We start from the raw sequence: 18,918 nt of genomic DNA, 5'->3' as shown, positions 1-18,918 counted from the left end.
ATTCTATCACGTTTAAAATATTAATCGGAGGTGTCCGAATTGAAACTGATAACATTTGAGAGTTCTTACGAACCCGTTGTAAAAGAGAGTAAAGTCGTGCGCGTTTATGTTTTCGAACCAGAGAAGGTTGAACATAACCTGATCTTCGTTCACGGGATTGGGAATGGAAACATTCCGTATCTTTTGTGGTTTGGCGAAAGATTCAAGAGATACAACATAAAGACGTGGTTCCTTGTTCTTCCATACCATGAAAAACGTGCTCCAACAGGTTGGAATGGTGGAGAACCCTTTTATCATCCTTCACCATTTTACTGTGTGAAGAGATTCGATGAAGCTGTCCAAGATGTGTTGGATTTGGTTGATGTTGTGAGGAAAGATAACGGCGGACCCATAGCTATGATGGGATTCAGTTTTGGAGGAATGATCACGATCCTTTCGCTCGCGAGAGAAAAGCGTATCGAAAAGGGTATTGTATGTTGCTCCGGAGGAGACTGGAGATGGATAAACTGGTACTCACCTTACACAGAGAAATTGAGGATGTTGTACAAAGAAAAGAGTAACGAATTCGGTTGCAGATCCGAGAAAGATTGTATTAGAAACAGAAAAGACTCTTTCGAAGTGGTAGCATCCTTTCAAAAATTAGAAGACATTAGAGAAAAATCTCCAGTGGCTTGTTACTTTTATGATCCGTTGTCTTATGCTCCATTCGTCGATCAGAAAATCCTTTTCTTTTGGGCTCTTTTCGATCGGGTAATACCATACCGCTCTTACGCATCTCTGCATAAACATCTCAAGAACAAGAAAACCGTTTTTCTTCCAACAGGACACAAAGGATCCTATTTCTTCAGGAGATACATAGTGAGGAGAGTTGTTCGTTTCTTAAAATATGATAAATGAGTAGAGAGTCGCTACAACAAACGGTATGAACATGTAACTCCACGCGGTTTTGAGAAACTCCTTGAAATTTACAGTGTGCCCGGTGTACTTCTCCAAGAGAGAAAGCCCCACTATATTCTGAACAGCTCCCAATGGAGTGAGATTCGTGCCGAGATTTGCTCCGATAGCATACACCCACCACAGGGAAGTTGGGAAACCTTGAGAAACGAGAATCTTCAATGTGGGCGCCAAAATCAAAGTAGCCGGAACAGCACTCAAAAAGGCATTAGCGAAAATAGAGAACCAAACTACCACAAAAATGAAGAGATATCTGTTGAAGGAAAACATTTTCAAGAAATTGGCAAGTGCCTCCATGGCACCAATTTGTTCCAAGGAATAAGAAATGATGAAGAGTCCTACATAGAAAAACAGTGTGTCCCAATCAATTCCTTCAGAAACTTTTTCAAAATCTTTGCCGAGAATCAACAACAAGACACATGCTGCAATGAGTGCTATGAGAGAAAGCTCCACTTCTATCACGGAATGAAGGCCAAACAACACCAGAGTTGAAAGAAAAACGAACAACGACTTCTTGAGAACCACAGGATCCGTGATCGATCTGGTAGGATCCACGTTTTCGAGGTTCTTCAACTTTTCAAGGGATTTTTCCTCGAGTTTCGTATATCTTCTGAACAGGAAAAAAACTATTATGAACATAAGAACGGCGACGGGACCCATGTTCTTCAAAAAGTCATTGAAACTCAGGCCACTGATCGAACCAAGAACGATGTTCAAAGGACTTCCAATAAGTGTGGACATACCTCCTATGTTGTCGATAAAAATCGCCATAAGGAAAAATGGTACGGGATTTACTTCCATAGTGTCCAAAATCAGGAACAAGATAGGAGAAAGCAAGATAATCGTTATGAGATTGTCTAGAAAAGCGGAAGTTACTGCTGTAAGAACCATGAGAAAACCGAAAAGTAACCAAAATCGTCCTTTCGAAATCTTAACTGCAGAAATGGCGAGATACTCGAAGAAACCGGTTCCTTTCAAAATATGAACGATGATCATCATACCAAAAAGAAGCCCAAGTGTGTTGAAATCAACTACTTCTCCTATGTTCTTGAGCTCTAACCCTTCCACCACACGAATGGCCATGAGGAAGAGGGCTATCAGAAGTGTTATGACAGATTTGGCTATTTTCCCAAAGATTATGAAATAATACGCAAGGATTGCGAAAATTATCACGAGTAGTGCTTCATTCATTCTATCCGCCTCCTTGTCACGGGATAATTCTAACACCGAGTTTTTTAAAAAAGTTATTCAAAATGGTGAATTTACAAACAAAAATGGTAGAATAAAGTCCAAGGAGGTACGGAAAGGAAATGAGGACATGGATCGAATCCAAAACACTAACTGAACATTTCCATCATCGAAAAGGCCCGGCGGTTTCTCCACCGGGAAATACTTGGTGAGAAATCGTACGGGCCACGTCGAAAAAGACGTGGCCTTTTCGTTTATTTTAGGGAGGTGAACTGCTTGGATTTCGAAATGGTAGTTTCTTTTTACAGAAAAGCCTCAAAATCTGGTTACAAACCATTTTTCGTGCCTGCCCTTGAGCGTTCAGAAGCGATTACAGAGACAACCGATTTTTTCATCGACAGAAAAGGAAACCTCTACTCAATTCGTTCAGATTTTACGAAATCGATTCTTAATTATCGCAAAAAGCATCTACCTGGATCACCAGTTAAAGTTTGGTACGCAGATTTCGTTTACAGATACCTTGGAAGCGATCTGGTAGCTGAATATCATTTAGGTCTCGAAAAAATTCCCAGGAATTCTTTGAGCGATACTCTGGAAGTACTCGAAATCCTCTTAGAAACCACTGTAAAAAAGTTTACCGGACCTTTGATAGTGGAAATCGGACACACGAAAGTTTATGAAGATTTGTTGGAAGGGGTCCCCGAAGAGATCCATGAAAGAATCTTGGACCTCATAGATGCAAAAAATTTGGCGGAGATAGAGTTTCTATCTCGTGTAAAAGATATCGATCTTTCGAAGATTGAGAAGATCATCGAGGATAGTATCTACAGGCGCTCTCCTCAAAACCTCGATGGAATGGACCTTCCCGCTTCGGTAAAAGAAGAACTCATTGAAGTAGCGTCTTTCCTTCAGAGAAGATTCAAACAGATTTCCGTTGAAGTGGATCTCACACTCGCAAGAACTGTGGAAGAGTACAGCGGAATCATTTTCATCGTTTACGACGTGTTTTCTTCCAAGCTTGTAGCTGCAGGTGGGGAGTACTCAACAAACGGTGAAAAAGGAGTAGGTGGTTCCATCTTTCTGGAGGGGAAAACATGTTAAAGTTGGCTGTACCAAAAGGAAGATTGGAAAAATCTGTAATGGAATATTTGAAAAAAGCAGGATACTCATTTGAGAAGGAATCTTCCATCCTTCTCGAAGGGAAAGACTTAAGATGCTTCTTGGTGAGACCGTTTGACGTTCCCACATACCTCATCCAAGGGGCTGCGGATATCGGTTTTTGTGGGACGGATGTTCTTTTAGAAAGGGAGACGAATCTCATTCAACCTTTTTTTATCCCTACAAATGTGAGTAAGATGGTCCTTGCAGCACCAAAGGGGCAGAAAATGCCTGAGGGAGAAAAAAGAATAGCAACCAAATTTCCACGCATCACCAGAAGGTATTGTGAAACAAAAGGATGGCATTGCAAGATCATCTCTTTGAAAGGTTCTGTGGAGCTTGCTCCAATCGCGGGATTATCTGATCTCATCGTTGATATCACGGAAACCGGTAGAACTTTGAAGGAGAACAATTTGGAAGTTTTGGATGAGATATTCATCATAAGAACGCACGTTGTTGTGAATCCAGTCAGTTACAGAACGAAAAGAAAAGAAATTGTCACTTTTCTTGAAAAGATTCGGGAGGTGATGGAAATTGATAAAGGTGAAAAATCCCAATGACTCTGATATTTTGAGACTTCTTGAGAAAAGAATGAAGTCCGTCTCAGAGATAGAGAAAGAAGTTGAAGAAATCGTCCAAAAGGTGAAGATGGAGGGAGACAATGCTCTCAGCGAATTTCTTAGAAAATTTGAAAAGTATCCAATAACAGTTGATCATCTCTTAGTTACCGATGAAGAGATAAAAGAAGCAAGAGTGGAAAAAGAGTTCATCGAGACTGTGAAAACAGTGGTAGAAGATTTAAAAACATTCCATATGAGGCAGAAGGAAAATTCTTTCTTTTTCACAACATCGAATGGAAGTTTTTTGGGAGAAATGGTTGTACCCTTGAATAGCGTGGGGATATACGTTCCTGGAGGAAAGGTTTCATATTTTTCTACTCTTCTCATGTGTGCTGTCCCTGCGATGATCGCTGGAGTAGAGAGGATTGTGGTCACCACACCACCGAACGAGAACGGAAAAATTTCTCCATACATTCTGAAAGTTTGTGAAATTCTCGGTTTGAAAGAAATCTACAAAATGGGAGGCGCTCATGCAATAGCAACTCTTGCTTACGGGACCAACACAGTGAAACCTGTTGACAAAATTGTGGGACCGGGTGGGATCTTTGTTACCCTTGCCAAAAAACGCGTCTTTGGAGATGTGGGTATAGACTCGATAGCTGGTCCCAGTGAGATCGCAATCGTCACCGATGGCAGTGTCCCTTTGGATTTCGTGGCGGCAGATTTTCTTTCACAAGCAGAACACGATGAGAGTGCTATGAGTGTGGTCATAACGACCTCATTGGAAGTGTTTGAGAAGCTACCAGAAGTGATAAATAAACAACTCTTATCTCTTCCGGTGGAAAGAAAGAAAACAGCAGAAGCCTCTATTCAGAATTTTGGTATCGTCATTCTTGTCGAGAATTTAAAAAGAGCCTTTCAGATATCCAACCTCATTGCTCCAGAGCATTTGGAAATACTCGTAGAGAATCCTTTTGAATACCTCGGTTATGTAAAAAACGCGGGATCCGTCTTTCTGGGGAAATACACTTGCGAATCTGTTGGAGATTACGGTATAGGCCCAAACCACGTTCTTCCTACATTCCGATCTGCAAGATTTTCTTCAGGTTTGAGAGTATCAGACTTCACGAAAAAGATCTTCGTTACGCACGTTTCAAAAGAAGCCTTTGAAGAAAAGTGGAGAATATACTCGAAAATGGCAAGGTGGGAGGGTTTCGAGGCTCACGCGCGGGCAGTCGATGTGAGGAGGGATATGTTGTGAATCCTCTCGATGTGATATCAAAAAGTGCTTATCCCTACACTACAGAAGAAAGGACCGGAATCTATTTGGCGCTGAATGAAAATCCTTTCTCCTTTCCAAAAGAACTCACGAAAGAAGTCTTCAGAAAATTAGACAGCGACAAAATGAGGATATACTATGACTCACCAGACGAGGAACTCATAGAAAAACTACTTTCCTATGTGGAGAAAGATTTCCTTACTAAGAAAAACGTTTCTATAGGAAACGGAGCAGATGAGATCATATATGTCATGATGCTGATGTTCAATCGAGTGGTCTTCTTCCCTCCCACTTACAGCTGTTACAAGATCTTTGCCAAAGCGGTGGGAATGAAGTATTTAGAAGTTCCTCTCAAAGAAGGATTTCACTTGCCGGAAGTAGAAGTCGGAGAAGGTGACGTCGTTTTTATTCCCAATCCAAACAATCCCACGGGTCATATTTTCGAAAAAGATGAAATTGAGAGGATTTTGCAAACGGGAGCTTTCGTGGCACTCGATGAAGCGTATTACGAATTTCACGGGAGGAGCTACATAGATCTTCTTAAAGAGTACGATAATATCGCAATATTAAGAACATTTTCCAAGGCTTTTTCTCTCGCTGCTCAGAGGATTGGCTATGTGCTTTCATCTGAAAAGTTCATAGACGCTTACAACAGAGTGAGGCTTCCTTTCAATGTGAGTTACGTTTCTCAAACTTTTGCCAAAGTTGCTTTGGATCATGTGAATATTTTCAAAGACAGAGTCCAATTCATAGTGGAAGAAAGGGAGAGAATGAAAAAAGTCTTGAAAGAGATGGGATATTCCATCACAGATTCTCGAGGAAATTTCGTTTTCATCTTCCTGGAAGGGGAGAAAAGAAATAGACTGGTAGATCTTTTTCGCTGCAAAGGTATAGCCGTTCGTGTCTTCAAAGAAGGTGTTAGAATCACAGTTGGAACACGCGAAGAGAATGATGCCATATTAAGAGAATTGGAGGGGTTCAAATGACGATAGAGAGAGTGGAAAACGGTGTAATTGTTCAGCGGAATACCAACGAAATCGAAATTTCCATAACGCTCGACACTGTTCGAGGAAGGTTGGATGGGAGTACTGGTGTGAATTTCTTTGACCACCTTCTGAACACCTTTTGCCATTTTTCGGGTTTGGGGTTGAGAATCAGCACGTGTGAGAGCAAAGATGGTATTCTTCATCACTTAATAGAGGATTTTGGTATTTCCCTTGGGAGAGCGTTCAGAGAGCTCTTTGACTACACAAAAGTAAGAAGATTCGGAGAAGCCACTATTCCTATGAACGAAGCGCTGATCGGATGTTACGTGGATCTTTCTGGAAGGCCTTTTTTCCAGAAAAACTTTGAATTCTCCGTGGAGAAAATAGAAGACATGCCCGTTGAGGGTTTTGAAGAATTCATGAAAGGTTTTGTGAATCATGCTCGTATTACTGTCCATTTCTTCAAGTTCTTTGGAAGGAACGATCATCACATCTCTGAATCTGCTATGAAATCTTTCGGCCTCGCCATTGCCCGAGCTTTAGAAAGTTCTGAGACGAGGACTACCAAGGGTGTGATAGATTGAAAATAGGAATAATATCAGTTGGACCAGGTAACATCATGAATCTTTATCGGGGTGTGAAAAAAGCTTCAGAAAAATACGACGGGATCTCCATTGATCTCGTGGAGGCACCGACAGGTTTCTACGACCTTTTGTTCATCCCGGGCGTTGGGCATTTTAGAGAAGGAATGAAAAGACTGAAAGAGAGCGATTTGATCAACTTTATAAGGCAACATGTTGAATCTGGGAAATACATAGTGGGTGTGTGTCTTGGAATGCAACTCCTCTTTGAAAAAAGCGAAGAAGCACCTGAAATAGACGGACTTTCTCTAATAAAAGGCAGTGTAGTAAAACTCAGTAGCAAAAGACTCCCTCATATGGGATGGAACGAGGTTTTATTCAAAGATAGGTCGTTCCCGAGCGGATATTACTATTTCGTTCACACCTACAGAGTTGTCTGTGGCGAAGAATACGTTCTGGGAACCACAGAATACGATGGAGAAATTTTCCCATCTGCTGTCAGAAAGAACAAAATACTGGGTTTCCAATTTCATCCTGAAAAAAGCTCGAAAATCGGTCGAAAACTTCTCGAAAGGGTGATCGAATGTTCGTTATTCCAGCAGTAGACCTTTATGAGGGTAAAGTGGTAAGAATGATGAAAGGAAGGAAAAGTGATGTCATTTTTTATGAAAAAGATCCAGTTGAAATGGTATCTCATTTAGTGAAAGAAGGATTTGTTTTGATTCACGTAGTGGATCTCTCTCGAGCGATAGACGGTAGTGGTGCGAATTTCACCGTTTTGAAAAAGCTTTCACCGTACGCTGGTTGTATCCAGATCGGCGGAGGAATCAGAGCAATAGAATACGCAAAATCGTTGTTGAACATGGGATTTAAAAGACAAATCGTGAGTTCGAAAGTATTAGAAGATCCGAGCTTCTTGAGGGAGCTAAAAGAGATAGGAATAGACCCTGTTTTCAGTCTGGACACAAGAAGTGGAAAGATAGCGTACAAAGGTTGGTTGTCTGAAAAAGAAACAGATCCCATTATCCTCCTTGAAGAGTTAAAAAAGTGGGGACTCGATGAGGTTATACACACAGACGTGGAAAAGGACGGTACTCTCCAAACTCATGATTTTTCTTTAACAGAAAAAATCGCTGTTGAAACCGGATTGAAAGTGATAGCTGCGGGTGGGATATCGTCTGAAACTTCTTTAAAGAAGGCTTTGGAGATTCACAAAAGAACAAACGGACTGCTGGAGGGTGTAATCGTGGGAAGAGCTTTTTTGGAAGGAATTCTCACAGTTGAGGTGATGAAAAAGTATGCTCGCCAAGAGGATAATAGCCTGTCTTGATGTGAAAGATGGTAGGGTGGTGAAAGGAACGAATTTCGAAAACCTTCGAGATAGTGGAGATCCAGTGGAACTCGGAAAGCTTTATTCTGAAGAAGGAATCGATGAGCTTGTTTTCCTCGATATAACAGCTTCTGTAGAAAAGAGGAGAACCATGCTCGAATTGGTTGAGAAGGTAGCGGAAGAAATAGATATTCCCTTTACAGTGGGTGGAGGAATACACGATTTTGAGACTGCCTCTGAGTTGATCCTACGCGGTGCAGACAAAGTGAGCATAAATACGGCGGCAGTTGAAAAACCCGAACTCATCACGAAGATCGCCCGAACCTTTGGGAGTCAAGCGGTGGTCGTGGCAATAGATGCCAAAAGAATCGATGGAAAATTTGTCGTATTCACTTACTCTGGAAAGAAAAACACTGGTATTCTCTTGGAAAATTGGGTACAAGAGATCGAAAAGAGAGGGGCAGGTGAAATCCTTCTTACTAGCATAGACAGAGACGGAACAAAGATGGGATACGATGTGGAAATGATAGAATTTGTAAGATCTCTTACAGGCCTTCCCATCATTGCTTCCGGCGGAGCAGGAGAAATGAAACATTTCCTCGAAGCTTTCAACGCTGGCGCGGATGCTGCCCTTGCAGCCTCTGTTTTTCATTTTCGAGAGATAGATGTGAAGAAACTAAAAAAATTTCTGAAAGATCACGGGATAAGTGTGAGGATGGAGGGAATGTGATGGAACTTTATCCTGTCGTGGTTCAGGAAAGAACAACAGGTGAAATTCTTATGCTTGCCTACGCAAATGAGGAAGCTTTGGAGCTGACTAAGAAGACAGGATACGCTCACTTTTTTTCCAGAGAAAGACAAAAAATCTGGAAAAAAGGTGAAACATCCGGAAATACGATGAAAGTAGTCGAAATAAGAAGAGATTGTGATGATGATGCATACCTGTATATAGTGGATTTCCCTGAAGACAAAGTGGCTTGTCATACGGGAAACAGGTCTTGTTTTTTCAAAGTTGAACACAAATTTGAGGACAGCAGCACTTCTATTTTCTGGCTGGAATTGTACAGATTGGTGAAAAAAAGAAAGGAAGAGATGCCAGAAGGATCTTATACAGTGAAGCTTTTTAAAGAAGGAAAGGGAAAGATCGCGAAGAAATTCGGAGAAGAAGCGATTGAAGTGATATTGGGCTATCTTCAAAATGACAAAGAAAATTTAGTCTGGGAAATAGCGGATATGCTCTATCACCTTACAGTTCTCATGGTAGAATCGGGAATTACCATTCAAGATGTCATGAAAGAACTGGAAAGAAGAAAAAAATGATCAGTTAATAAACTCTTCAGGAGGCCCGGAAAGATCGAATTCATGCAGTATCGCTTTTACAATTCGTTCTGAGGCTTTACCATCACCGAATGGGTTCACAGCTTTTGCCATGCTACGATAAACTCTTTTATCATTGAGAATTCTTTTTGTGACCTCGAAAATCTTCTCTTCCTCAACACCTCCAAGTACAGCGACTCCTGCTTCTATTGCCTCGGGTCTTTCCGTTTCTTTCCTCAAAACCACCACCGGTTTTCCGAGGGCAGGAGCTTCTTCTTGTAAACCTCCGGAATCAGTCATAACGAGGTAGCAACGAGCCATTAAATTGTGCATATCTATCACATCTATGGGATCTATCAGGATAACTTTCTCCACATTTCCCAACATTGGAAACACGATTCTCCTCACCTCAGGATTCATGTGAACCGGATAGATAACTTTCACATCCTCAAATTCTTCAACTATTCTTTTCACAGCCTTACAGATGTTCTCAAGAGGTTTCCCCAAGTTTTCCCTTCTATGAGAAGTGAGAAGAATGTATCTTCCATCAGAGAAATCTATATCTCTCAAGACCTCATTCTTGAACACGTAATGTTCCTGCACAGTATACTTCAATGCGTCTATCACCGTGTTTCCAGTAACATAGACTTTTCCGATGACATGTTCCTTCAAAAGATTCTCTTTATTTCTTCTTGTGGGAGCGAAATGAAGGGTAGCGAGAACTCCGACTATTCTTCTGTTGATCTCTTCCGGAAAAGGGGAATACCTATCATTTGTTCTCAAGCCAGCTTCAATATGACCTACTGGTATCTTTTGGTAGAAAGCGGCAAGGGCTCCCGCAAAAGTGGTTGTGGTATCACCCTGTACCAAAACGATATCCGGTTTCGTTTCCATCAGCAAAGGTGAAAGCCCTTTGAGGGCGTTCACTGTTACATCCACGAGTGATTGTCGTTCTTTCATGATGTTCAAATCGAAATCAGGTTCTAGCTGAAAAACTTCTAGCACTTGATCGAGCATCTCTCTATGCTGCGCCGTAACGCAAACAATGCTTTCTATACTCGGTTCTTCCTCTAGTTTCTTCAAAAGCGGAGCCATCTTTATCGCTTCGGGTCTTGTACCAAATACACTCAAAACTCTGATCAAGTCCAACACCTCCTGTTAAAATTTTACATGAGGAGGTGAAAAGCATGAAAGTAGTGATTCTCGCAGGGGGCTCCGGAGAAAGATTCTGGCCGTTTTCAACTCCAGACATGCCAAAACAGTTTCTCAGACTTTTTGGAGACAAAAGTCTCATCAGATGGACCTTCGAACGTGTTTTGAAGGAGATGAATCCAAAGGATGTCTTCGTAGTAACCTATAAAGACTACGTTGAAAGAACCGGAGAAGAACTTTATGAACTTCCGAAAGAAAACATAATCGCAGAGCCTATGAAAAGAAACACAGCTCCAGCGTGTTTCATTGGAACAAAACTGGCTGAGGAAAACGAACCAGTTCTCGTTTTGCCCGCGGATCACAGGATACCAAACACGGAAAAATTCTGGGAAACAGTTAATAAAGCGGTGACTGCACTGGAAAGATACGGAGGATTGTTTACTTTTGGAATAGTTCCAACGAGGCCTGAAACGGGATACGGTTACATAGAGGTTGGTTCGCAACTCGAAGAAGGTGTTCACAACGTTGCTCAATTCAAAGAAAAACCCGACCTGGAAACGGCGAAAAAGTTCATCGAAAGTGGAAATTATTTGTGGAACAGTGGAATGTTTCTATGGAAAGGAGGAGAATTCATAGATGAAGTTCGAATCTGTGAACCTGCCATTTACGAACATCTCAAAGATGTTGATCCAAGAGATTTTGAAGCTTTGAAAAAGGCTTACGAAAAAGTGCCAGAGATCAGCGTGGATTACGCCGTCATGGAAAGATCGAAAAAAGTGAGAGTTGTAAAGGCTGATTTCGAATGGTCTGATGTAGGAAACTGGTCTTCTGTGAGAGAGATAGAAGGATACACAGAAGAATCAGAAAATGTGATACTTGTGGACAGTGAGCGAGTATTTGTAAAGCCGTTCAACAAACCAATAGCTGTAGTTGGTCTTTCCGATATTATAGTAATAGACAGTCCGAACGGTATTCTAGTGTGCAGAGAAGAAACTGCCCAGAGAGTACGGGAAGTTACGAAGAAGCTCAGATCTTCCAAACCTTCCTGAAGAAAAGAAATATGAGAAACGAGACGATCATTGGAACTAAGCCAAAAACAGTGTAAGTGCTCATCAATCCCAATTTCTCTGCGATAAGGCCACCAAAGGAAGATCCTAAAAACGGTCCTATCCCCATGGAAATCCAAAAATATTTCTGTGCTCTGATTCTTGCTGGACCAAAGCTTCGAATTAGGAACATCATAGAATAGTAGATCACTATGTAAGTCCATCCTTGAAGCAACTGGATCAACAAAAGTGTTGAGGGAGAATGTACCATGGTGACCAAGAGATTTCTCAATCCGATAACGAAAACACCAGAGGCGAGCATGAAAGGAACACCGAGTTTTTGCACTATCATATCAGCCCATAGCAGAAAGGGAGTTTCCGTAATCGCCATCAAAGAAAACGCCACGCTTGCGAGAGAAACGTCGTAACTTCTTTCCTCCATGAGAACGGGTAAGAAAACGAAATTGAAATTGTTCGCCGCTATTCCAAAGATGACAACTGGTAAAAGTAACCAAAAGAACATCGGCAACGGTTTCTTACTCCTACTCTTTTCTTCTTCGCCGAGTTCTACCTCGTTCATTCCTTTCAAAATGGAAAACGTTAGAATCATCAAAAAGGAAAAAACCACAAAGATGGTGACGAATCCTATCCTGATCAAAACGCTCATTAAAAGAGCAGAAAACGAAAAACCGAAAGTTCCGAAGAGTCTAATCCTTCCATAATTCATTTTCGATTGATGAGTTATGTCGACGATAACGGACTCTGCAAGCGGTGCGACGGCGGAAAAGAAAAAAGCGAAAGTGACCATGAAAATGAATTTCATGGGGAAACGTTCAAAGAGAAACAACCCCCAAAAAAGAATTCCAGAGGCCAAAACGACTTTCTTCAACCAGTTCGTTCTTCCAATAGAAGACGCAATGTCGAAGTTCAAATGATTTGCGTACAAAGAGGAAAGTGGCATGATGGCCATCAATATGCCTATTTGGGACTTAGTGAGTCCTTCATTTGCAAGAAATTGGCTCAAAAGGGAATAAACAGCCATTGAACCGTAAACGAGAAACTCTATGATCATGAGCCGTAATTTCATACAATCCCTCCTGAAGTGAGGCATGCAAGAGGATTCTATCATAGAAGTTCGTTATCAGTACTTTTCGATTGCTTTAGAAACAGTTGAAAATAGGCAAAAGATGTGCTAAAATGAATCTAGACTAAAAAGGTAGAAAAGATGGAGGTGAACGGATGCAACACTTGAAAATAAAAATCTACACAACACCCACATGTCCTTACTGTAGAAAAGCAAAGGAATATTTCAGATCCTTGGGTTTGAAATTCAAAGAGGTTGACGTCTCTAGAAACCCAAGGGAAGCTGAGCTCATGGTGAAAAAGACAGGACAGATGGGTGTTCCCGTGATCGAGATAGGAAACAAAATCGTTATAGGTTTTGACAAAGCAAAAATTGACAGACTTCTAGGTATCTCGTGAACCGCCTTTAAAAACAAAAAAGGGGGTATATGCCCCCTTTTTGTTTTTTATAATTCTCGAATTTGCTAGAATTAAACTATGAACACGGATTTATGGGGGTGTGACGAATGAAAACAAAGAAGGGGATCTTTCTGCTAATGATTTTATTTGTTTCTTTAGTAGTTGCTTTGGATGTTGATCAGCTGAACAATTTATTCTACGAAGCACGACGTGATCACGATATCGAGAAAATACTTTTCGTGATCAAGGCTATAGAAAGTACAGAAGATCACGATCAAAATGCGAAACTCTTGACTATTTTGGCGGATGCTTATCTTGAATACGGTCTGTGGGGTGTGAAACCTGAAGAAAAGGAAGAGATTTACGAAGTTGCGAGAAGACTAGCGGAAAAAGCTTTGAAACTCGATCCGAGTAATGGGAGAGCTTCTTACATAGCAGGTGCAGCAATTGGAAGACTCGCACAATACAAGGGGATCATCAAAAGTCTTTTTATGTTAGGAGATTTCGATGGGTACATAAAAAAGGCGATTAAACTTCTAAACGAAGAGGAAGAAGAAGGTAGACTCTACAAAACTTTTGCATATATAGCCATGGGTATGAGGTACAGAGATGTTCCTTGGCCATTGTACAATTACAAAAAATCAGAGGAGTTCTTTGAAAAAGCCCTACAACTCACACCAAATTACTCTAACATCTATCTAGAAATGGGATATCTCTATCTAAAAATGAAAGACTATGAAAGGGCCAAAGAGATGTTCCAGAAAGTTATTTCAATGGAGCCTCATCCTTGGCTTGTTAAAACCCACGAAGAGGCGGCACAGAAGGCTCAGGAGGAGTTGTCCAAACTAAAATGAAAGTTGCTTGCGTTGGAAAGATAAACGTGGATATCGTCTACCCAGTTGATGAGATAAAGATAAACAGTAATCACATTTCGAATTACGTGAAGGTATCCCTAGGTGGAAAAGCAGCGAACGTATCTGTTGCTTTGAGAAAGCTCGATGTGAGTTCCGTTCTGATAGGTGCAATAGGAAACGATGAAAACGGAAAATACGTCTCTAAAATGCTCAGGGATTTCGAAGTAAAAGCTTTCCTGACAATGAGGGAAGAAGCGAAGACTGGTTTCACGTTTGTGATAGTTGACAAATTTGGAAACAACACGATGTTCAATTATCTCGGTGCCAATGCAGAACTCTCTGTGGAAGATGTGCAAAGGTTCGAAAAGGAACTTCTAGGTGCAGAAATCGTGTACTATCAAACTAGTGTGTCAACCGCGATACTTTCGTATTTGAAAAGCCTCAAAAAAACGCTGTTCGTGGAATTAACAGATCCCGTCGACAACGAACTTCTGGTAGGCCTTGACTATGTGTCGTTGAACGAAGAAGAAATTCTCAGGGCAACAAAAGAAAGTAACCTAACCAAAGCGATCAAGTATCTTTTGAAACACGGCGTCAGGAGGTTGTTCGTAAAGCTAGGAGAAAAAGGAAGTGTTTATGCAGATCAAGAAAAGATCATTCATCAAAAACCGTTCCGTGTCGAAGTTGTCGATACGACAGGAGCAGGAGATGCTTTTACAGCTGGTTGCATCTACGGATTGCTGAAGGGATTTTCAATAGAAAATATCCTGTATTTTGCAAACAAATGCGGTGCTTTAACCTGCTGCAAGCTTGGAACGGTTGAGGCGTTCCCAGAAAGTAAAGAACTAGGTATTGAATTAAAGGGTTGCAAAGATGAAAAAAATGGTGTACAATGATTACAACAAAGGGTAGTTGAACAAATTGATACTTGACATCTTGGAGTGATTTGTGGTATAATACATGATAGCAACTCCAAAAAGGAAAAGATACCCGCCTTTTTTTATGAGGATATACTTCCCACCAAGGACATCACACGAGAATATCCTTTTTTGAAAATCCCAGATCGATAAGATTCCACAAGTGATATTCACACCTGCGAAATACAAACCGAAAAATTCCAGGAAACTGTGTTTTATCACAAAGAAAGGATCCGCCAGGATGTAGAGTACAAACACCGTTCCAAGTTCCAAAGACAAAGCGCTTTCCGCTTTCGAAGTACTTGTAAGATAGATATTTGATATTTCAGTAGATTAATGAAGATAGAGTATTTTTATAAATTTTGGGAGAAATGGGGAGGGATGATCTTATGAAAGATGCGAAGGCGGAATGTTGTGGAAGTCTGATACCAGAGATTCCTTCCGGAAAATTGAAAGTGGTTGTTTTTACTCAATGGAAAGAATACAAGCACTATCTTCTTTCAAAATTCAAAGAAATCTTTCATGATAGCATCTGTGTAAATGTGACAGAAAATTATCTTATCTTTGAAGCAGATTTTCTCGAATTTCTCGATGTAGCTCTTGTATCCAGGGATTTTACCCCAGAAGAACTTCGAAGGATTATGATCTTACCTCTTTCAAGAGACGAATCTTTCACTCTAGACTCTCTAGGAAAGATGAGGACATTCGAATACTGGTTGAATCTCAGAAGAGGGAAAACCCTAAAATTTGTTTTAGAAAATGAGTCTCTTGTTACGTTCTTTCAACCTATTGTTGACACTGAAACAAAAGAGGTAGTCTTTTACGAAAGCCTCTCAAGAGGTATAAACGAGGGAGGAAATTTGATTCCGCCGAGCGAACTTTTTTCTCTAGCTCAAAAACTAGATGTCAATTGTCACATCAACAGATTATCTATTAAAAAGGCTGTGGAAAGTTATTATTCATTGAAATTTGATAAACCATTGAGTATTAATCTTCCACCGGATCTTCTTGTTGATGCGAAATACATCGTGGAAGATATTATAAAACCACCAAGCCCTGATTTGTTGAAGAAGATTCATTTAGAAATAACAGAAGCCGGAGAGTTAGACTTTGATGAAGTAATAGAGCTTGTTATCAAACCCTTAAAAGAGAAAGGAATAAAAATTGCTATAGATGATGTTGGTAAAGGATATTCGTCACTGAATCGTATAGTGAAGATTCGACCAGATATCGTGAAAATTGATTTAACACTTATCAGGAATATTCACCAAGATCGCTTAAAAAGGTATGTAGTTGCGGCTCTGACATCTCTCTGTGATAAAGAGAGTATAATGGTCGTTGCAGAAGGAGTGGAAACATTAGAAGAATTCAAAACTTTGAAAGAGCTAGGTGTTAGATTCATGCAAGGATATCTTTTCGCAAAACCTTCTCCATGTCCTAGAGATATCAGACATCCACGAATGTCTTTAAATTGAGGTAAGATAGTTACGTGTAGCTCAAATCCCAAAGAAATCGCGACCGGTTTTCGAACACTGGGCGTTTTTCTTCGTTAGGAGGATGTACATTGTGCTTCAGAAGAGATCTCTTTACTTCCTTATTCTTGTTCTGTGTTTTGTCGGAAATTTGGTCGGTGGTGTTCTTCACTTTGAACACGCAGATATCCTGTATCCTAATGGGTATTACAATACAGCTATCCTCGTGGGAAACATTTTCGAGAAGATTCGGCCTGAAGTGATAGAACTTGTGGGAAATGATCCCGGTCGTATAACGATCGTCCTCAAGGAGAAAGGTACTGTCTCTAATGGATATACAATGCCCTTTCCACACAAAACGATAGTGATCTACATGTGGCCTCCCGAAGGATGGTATCATTTTCAGCTTCCCTTGGAAGATTGGTATACATACGTTTTGATCCATGAGTTTTCACACATGTGCCATCTTACTTACCAAGATGAGTTAGAAAAACTCATCACCAACTTGATGGGAATCCCTTTTTATCCACAGCTTTTTAGTGGCCTGGTAGAAGGCGTGTCTGTTTTCAACGAAAGTGCTTTTTCAAAATCTTCCGGTCGATTGAACAACCCCTTCTTTTCTCAAGGGCTCTTTTATTATTCTCTACAAAATTTTCCGTCGTTCAATTACAAAGAAATTGAACCTGATGACGATTTTAGAAACGGTCTTTTGTACTATAACTTCACAGCAGGATTCTATGAATATCTCGTGGAAACGTATGGGTTAGAAAAGGTAAAGGAATTTTTCAGAGAGTCATCGAAACCATTTGGAGGAATCATACTGACATTTGAAGGATACAAAGACTTTTATGAAAAAGTCTTTGGAAAAACTCTCGAAAAGATTTACATGGATTGGATTTCCTCTCTTACAAAGCTCGAGTACAATCGAGACGATCTTTTCTACAGAGCAGAAAACACAAGATTTTATAAAATCGATTTTTACAAAAAGAATCTGGTTATTCTGAGCAAGGATTATGGTCCGTCCACCTCGTACACAGAATTGATCAAAGAGTCTCTCAAATTCATAAATTTGAACGGCAGTAAAACACTCGAGATTCCATTGAGAAATGTTGTTGATGTGAAATATGATGGTGAAAAAATTTATGCTCTCTGTAAAGCTCTTGTTTTCGATCGATACGAGAATGTATTATGGGACGTTGTAAAGAAAAAAATTGTTGCGAAGGGAAATATTAGCTGTTTTGGTGTGCACAACGGAAGAATTTATACCGTCACTTACAACACGAAAACAATGAAAAGCAAAATTGCAGGACCGAACTTTGAATACACTTTCGATGGTTTCATCAGATATATCGATGTTACAGAAAATTTTGTTGCGTTTTTAACCCTTGACAACAAACTGATCGTCATCGACATGCGAACAGGAAATCCCCTTCTAATAATCGACAACGGTAAAATGAAAGGGCCTTACGTAAGATTTTGGAAAAATGGAGTAACTTTCATCCAAATAGAAGACAACTACACACTGCCCTATTATTACGATCTGAAGTCGAAAAAACTCTACAAACTTGCTGAAAAAACTCTACTCAGTGATTTTGTGATACTCAACAATGATCTTTATTACATTGGTTACGCTCCCTCTGGAAAAACGGGAGGAATGGGAATCTATAGAAAAAGCTTGGAAATCCAACCTGAGACGATATTCTCGGCGAAAAAACATTCTTTCGATATCAAAGAGAGAAAATACGGGGTTTCCAACGAGATTATGTTCAGATTGAAAAAGTTTCTCATCCCCACTGTTCGAATCCCACTGTTTTTTGATGATAAATTTTCTATGTTGCTTGGATTTTCCAATGTGGAGAACGACACACACTTGTTTTTGCTGCCCTCCATAGGTCAAGGGGAAAAGTTTAGTCAGCACGTGGGTTTCATAACCACGAAAGAAAACTTCACAGCGGCTGGTTGGATTTCTTGTCCAAATTGGGACTACAGATTGGAGCTTTCGCTGGTTTTGGGAGAGATTTCTTTATCTCCTTCTTCCAGAATGCATTTCATATTCGATCTGAGCATTGGCTCGACCAATACCATCCTTTCTGATATTTCTTTAAAAACGGGCTTAAACGATTTGGCGTTCGGTTTCGATATAGAAAGTTACATTTTCAACTCACCGTTTTCTTTGAGAACATTCTTATCCTCTAGCACTGACGATGTCTTTGGAATGTTCTCTCCTAACAGTTTTTACTTATTAGGAAGAATGAGAATTTCCTTTGGAAAAGATAGCAGTTTTTCAGCAAAATATCGGTTCAAATTGGATCTCAGAGATTACAATCTCGACCTCTCCATCGCTTCTACTCTTTTTCAATGCCAGATGGAATTTCCTAGTGGACTTGTGAGAAATATAGGGAATACTTTGGGAATGTTTTCAAACAGTTACGATGGGTTTATACTTTACGACCACGGATTTTTAGAAACATACATGAACAAATTCAAGTTCTATCTGATGGGGGGAGTTTACGTTTGCTTTCCTCGCGAGGAAAAACTCTTCAGTGGTTTCTACATTGGAGTGAGTACAAGTCCACATGGCTTTTCTCCCATTTTGATCGTCCGCTGAAGAAGCCCCACCTCTAGGGTGGGGCTTCCTCACT

At 40.4% G+C, this 18,918-nt stretch carries 19 protein-coding genes; 16 read left to right on the top strand and 3 right to left on the bottom strand.

Features of this window, described 5'->3' with window-relative positions:
- Window positions 1-30 precede the first annotated feature (30 nt).
- Entirely contained in the window at window positions 31-897 is an 867-nt protein-coding gene (locus AS005_RS00390; protein WP_369819456.1) for an alpha/beta fold hydrolase, read from the top strand.
- Here AS005_RS00390 and AS005_RS00385 read toward each other — a convergent pair.
- Complete coding sequence (locus tag AS005_RS00385) at window positions 880-2,145, bottom strand: ArsB/NhaD family transporter (RefSeq protein WP_101509731.1); 1,266 nt, start codon at window positions 2,143-2,145, stop codon at window positions 880-882. The genes AS005_RS00390 and AS005_RS00385 overlap by 18 nt on opposite strands.
- A 264-nt stretch (window positions 2,146-2,409) precedes the next feature.
- Between AS005_RS00385 and AS005_RS00380 the strand changes: the two genes are divergently transcribed.
- Genes AS005_RS00380 through hisIE form a run of 9 tightly spaced genes read left to right on the top strand, consistent with a single transcriptional unit; the run spans window position 2,410 to window position 9,356 of the window.
- Window positions 2,410-3,243 carry an ATP phosphoribosyltransferase regulatory subunit gene (locus AS005_RS00380; RefSeq protein WP_101509730.1) on the top strand — a complete coding sequence of 278 codons (834 nt, stop codon included), beginning with the start codon at window positions 2,410-2,412 and terminating at the stop codon, window positions 3,241-3,243.
- Window positions 3,237-3,860 carry an ATP phosphoribosyltransferase gene (hisG, locus tag AS005_RS00375; RefSeq protein WP_101509729.1) on the top strand — a complete coding sequence of 208 codons (624 nt, stop codon included), beginning with the start codon at window positions 3,237-3,239 and terminating at the stop codon, window positions 3,858-3,860. The genes AS005_RS00380 and hisG overlap by 7 nt, the downstream gene beginning before the upstream one ends.
- Window positions 3,844-5,121, top strand: coding sequence for a histidinol dehydrogenase (gene hisD, locus AS005_RS00370; protein WP_233186231.1), 1,278 nt, complete (start codon window positions 3,844-3,846; stop codon window positions 5,119-5,121). The genes hisG and hisD overlap by 17 nt, the downstream gene beginning before the upstream one ends.
- Window positions 5,118-6,125, top strand: a complete 1,008-nt coding sequence (hisC, locus tag AS005_RS00365; protein WP_101509727.1) for a histidinol-phosphate transaminase — start codon at window positions 5,118-5,120, stop codon at window positions 6,123-6,125. Before hisD ends, hisC begins: the two co-directional genes overlap by 4 nt.
- Entirely contained in the window at window positions 6,122-6,709 is a 588-nt protein-coding gene (locus AS005_RS00360) for an imidazoleglycerol-phosphate dehydratase (protein WP_101509726.1), read from the top strand. Before hisC ends, AS005_RS00360 begins: the two co-directional genes overlap by 4 nt.
- Entirely contained in the window at window positions 6,706-7,311 is a 606-nt protein-coding gene (hisH, locus tag AS005_RS00355) for an imidazole glycerol phosphate synthase subunit HisH (RefSeq protein ID WP_101509725.1), read from the top strand. Before AS005_RS00360 ends, hisH begins: the two co-directional genes overlap by 4 nt.
- Complete coding sequence (gene hisA, locus AS005_RS00350; RefSeq protein ID WP_101509724.1) at window positions 7,290-8,036, top strand: 1-(5-phosphoribosyl)-5-((5-phosphoribosylamino)methylideneamino)imidazole-4-carboxamide isomerase; 747 nt, start codon at window positions 7,290-7,292, stop codon at window positions 8,034-8,036. The genes hisH and hisA overlap by 22 nt, the downstream gene beginning before the upstream one ends.
- Window positions 8,005-8,766 carry an imidazole glycerol phosphate synthase subunit HisF gene (hisF, locus tag AS005_RS00345; protein ID WP_101509723.1) on the top strand — a complete coding sequence of 254 codons (762 nt, stop codon included), beginning with the start codon at window positions 8,005-8,007 and terminating at the stop codon, window positions 8,764-8,766. The genes hisA and hisF overlap by 32 nt, the downstream gene beginning before the upstream one ends.
- Window positions 8,766-9,356, top strand: a complete 591-nt coding sequence (gene hisIE / locus AS005_RS00340) for a bifunctional phosphoribosyl-AMP cyclohydrolase/phosphoribosyl-ATP diphosphatase HisIE (RefSeq protein ID WP_199203778.1) — start codon at window positions 8,766-8,768, stop codon at window positions 9,354-9,356. The genes hisF and hisIE overlap by 1 nt, the downstream gene beginning before the upstream one ends.
- Here the strand turns inward: hisIE and wecB are convergent, their stop codons facing one another.
- A complete protein-coding gene (gene wecB / locus AS005_RS00335) occupies window positions 9,357-10,496 on the bottom strand; it encodes a non-hydrolyzing UDP-N-acetylglucosamine 2-epimerase (protein ID WP_101509721.1) in 1,140 nt (379 codons plus the stop codon).
- 44 nt (window positions 10,497-10,540) lie between these two features.
- Here wecB and AS005_RS00330 point away from each other — a divergent pair, with 44 nt between their 5' ends.
- A complete protein-coding gene (locus AS005_RS00330) occupies window positions 10,541-11,554 on the top strand; it encodes a mannose-1-phosphate guanylyltransferase (protein WP_101509720.1) in 1,014 nt (337 codons plus the stop codon).
- Here AS005_RS00330 and AS005_RS00325 read toward each other — a convergent pair.
- Window positions 11,532-12,638 (bottom strand): MFS transporter, encoded by a 1,107-nt coding sequence (locus AS005_RS00325; protein ID WP_101509719.1) that lies wholly within the window; start codon window positions 12,636-12,638, stop codon window positions 11,532-11,534. The genes AS005_RS00330 and AS005_RS00325 overlap by 23 nt on opposite strands.
- Window positions 12,639-12,790: 152 nt before the next feature.
- On the opposite strand from AS005_RS00325, the gene AS005_RS00320 reads away from it, so the two are divergent.
- The 5 genes from AS005_RS00320 to AS005_RS00295 all read left to right on the top strand — a co-directional run bounded on the left by AS005_RS00320 (window position 12,791) and on the right by AS005_RS00295 (window position 18,884).
- Window positions 12,791-13,033: a glutaredoxin family protein gene (locus AS005_RS00320; RefSeq protein WP_101509718.1), complete on the top strand. Its 243-nt coding sequence runs from the start codon at window positions 12,791-12,793 to the stop codon at window positions 13,031-13,033.
- Between the two features lie 107 nt (window positions 13,034-13,140).
- Window positions 13,141-13,887: a tetratricopeptide repeat protein gene (locus AS005_RS00315; protein ID WP_101509717.1), complete on the top strand. Its 747-nt coding sequence runs from the start codon at window positions 13,141-13,143 to the stop codon at window positions 13,885-13,887.
- Window positions 13,884-14,783, top strand: a complete 900-nt coding sequence (locus tag AS005_RS00310; RefSeq protein WP_101509716.1) for a carbohydrate kinase family protein — start codon at window positions 13,884-13,886, stop codon at window positions 14,781-14,783. The genes AS005_RS00315 and AS005_RS00310 overlap by 4 nt, the downstream gene beginning before the upstream one ends.
- Before the next feature lie 410 nt (window positions 14,784-15,193).
- The gene (locus tag AS005_RS00300; protein WP_158241057.1) at window positions 15,194-16,279 is read left to right on the top strand and encodes an EAL domain-containing protein; all 1,086 of its coding nucleotides are present in this window, start codon (window positions 15,194-15,196) and stop codon (window positions 16,277-16,279) included.
- 91 nt (window positions 16,280-16,370) lie between these two features.
- Window positions 16,371-18,884: a hypothetical protein gene (locus tag AS005_RS00295; protein ID WP_233186177.1), complete on the top strand. Its 2,514-nt coding sequence runs from the start codon at window positions 16,371-16,373 to the stop codon at window positions 18,882-18,884.
- The last annotated feature ends 34 nt before the right edge of the window (window positions 18,885-18,918 follow it).

This window comes from Thermotoga sp. KOL6 (assembly GCF_002866025.1).
In the GTDB taxonomy this organism is placed as follows: domain Bacteria; phylum Thermotogota; class Thermotogae; order Thermotogales; family Thermotogaceae; genus Thermotoga.
Note: the sequence above shows the minus strand (reverse complement) of the source record. Positions and strands in the feature narration are given on the sequence as shown.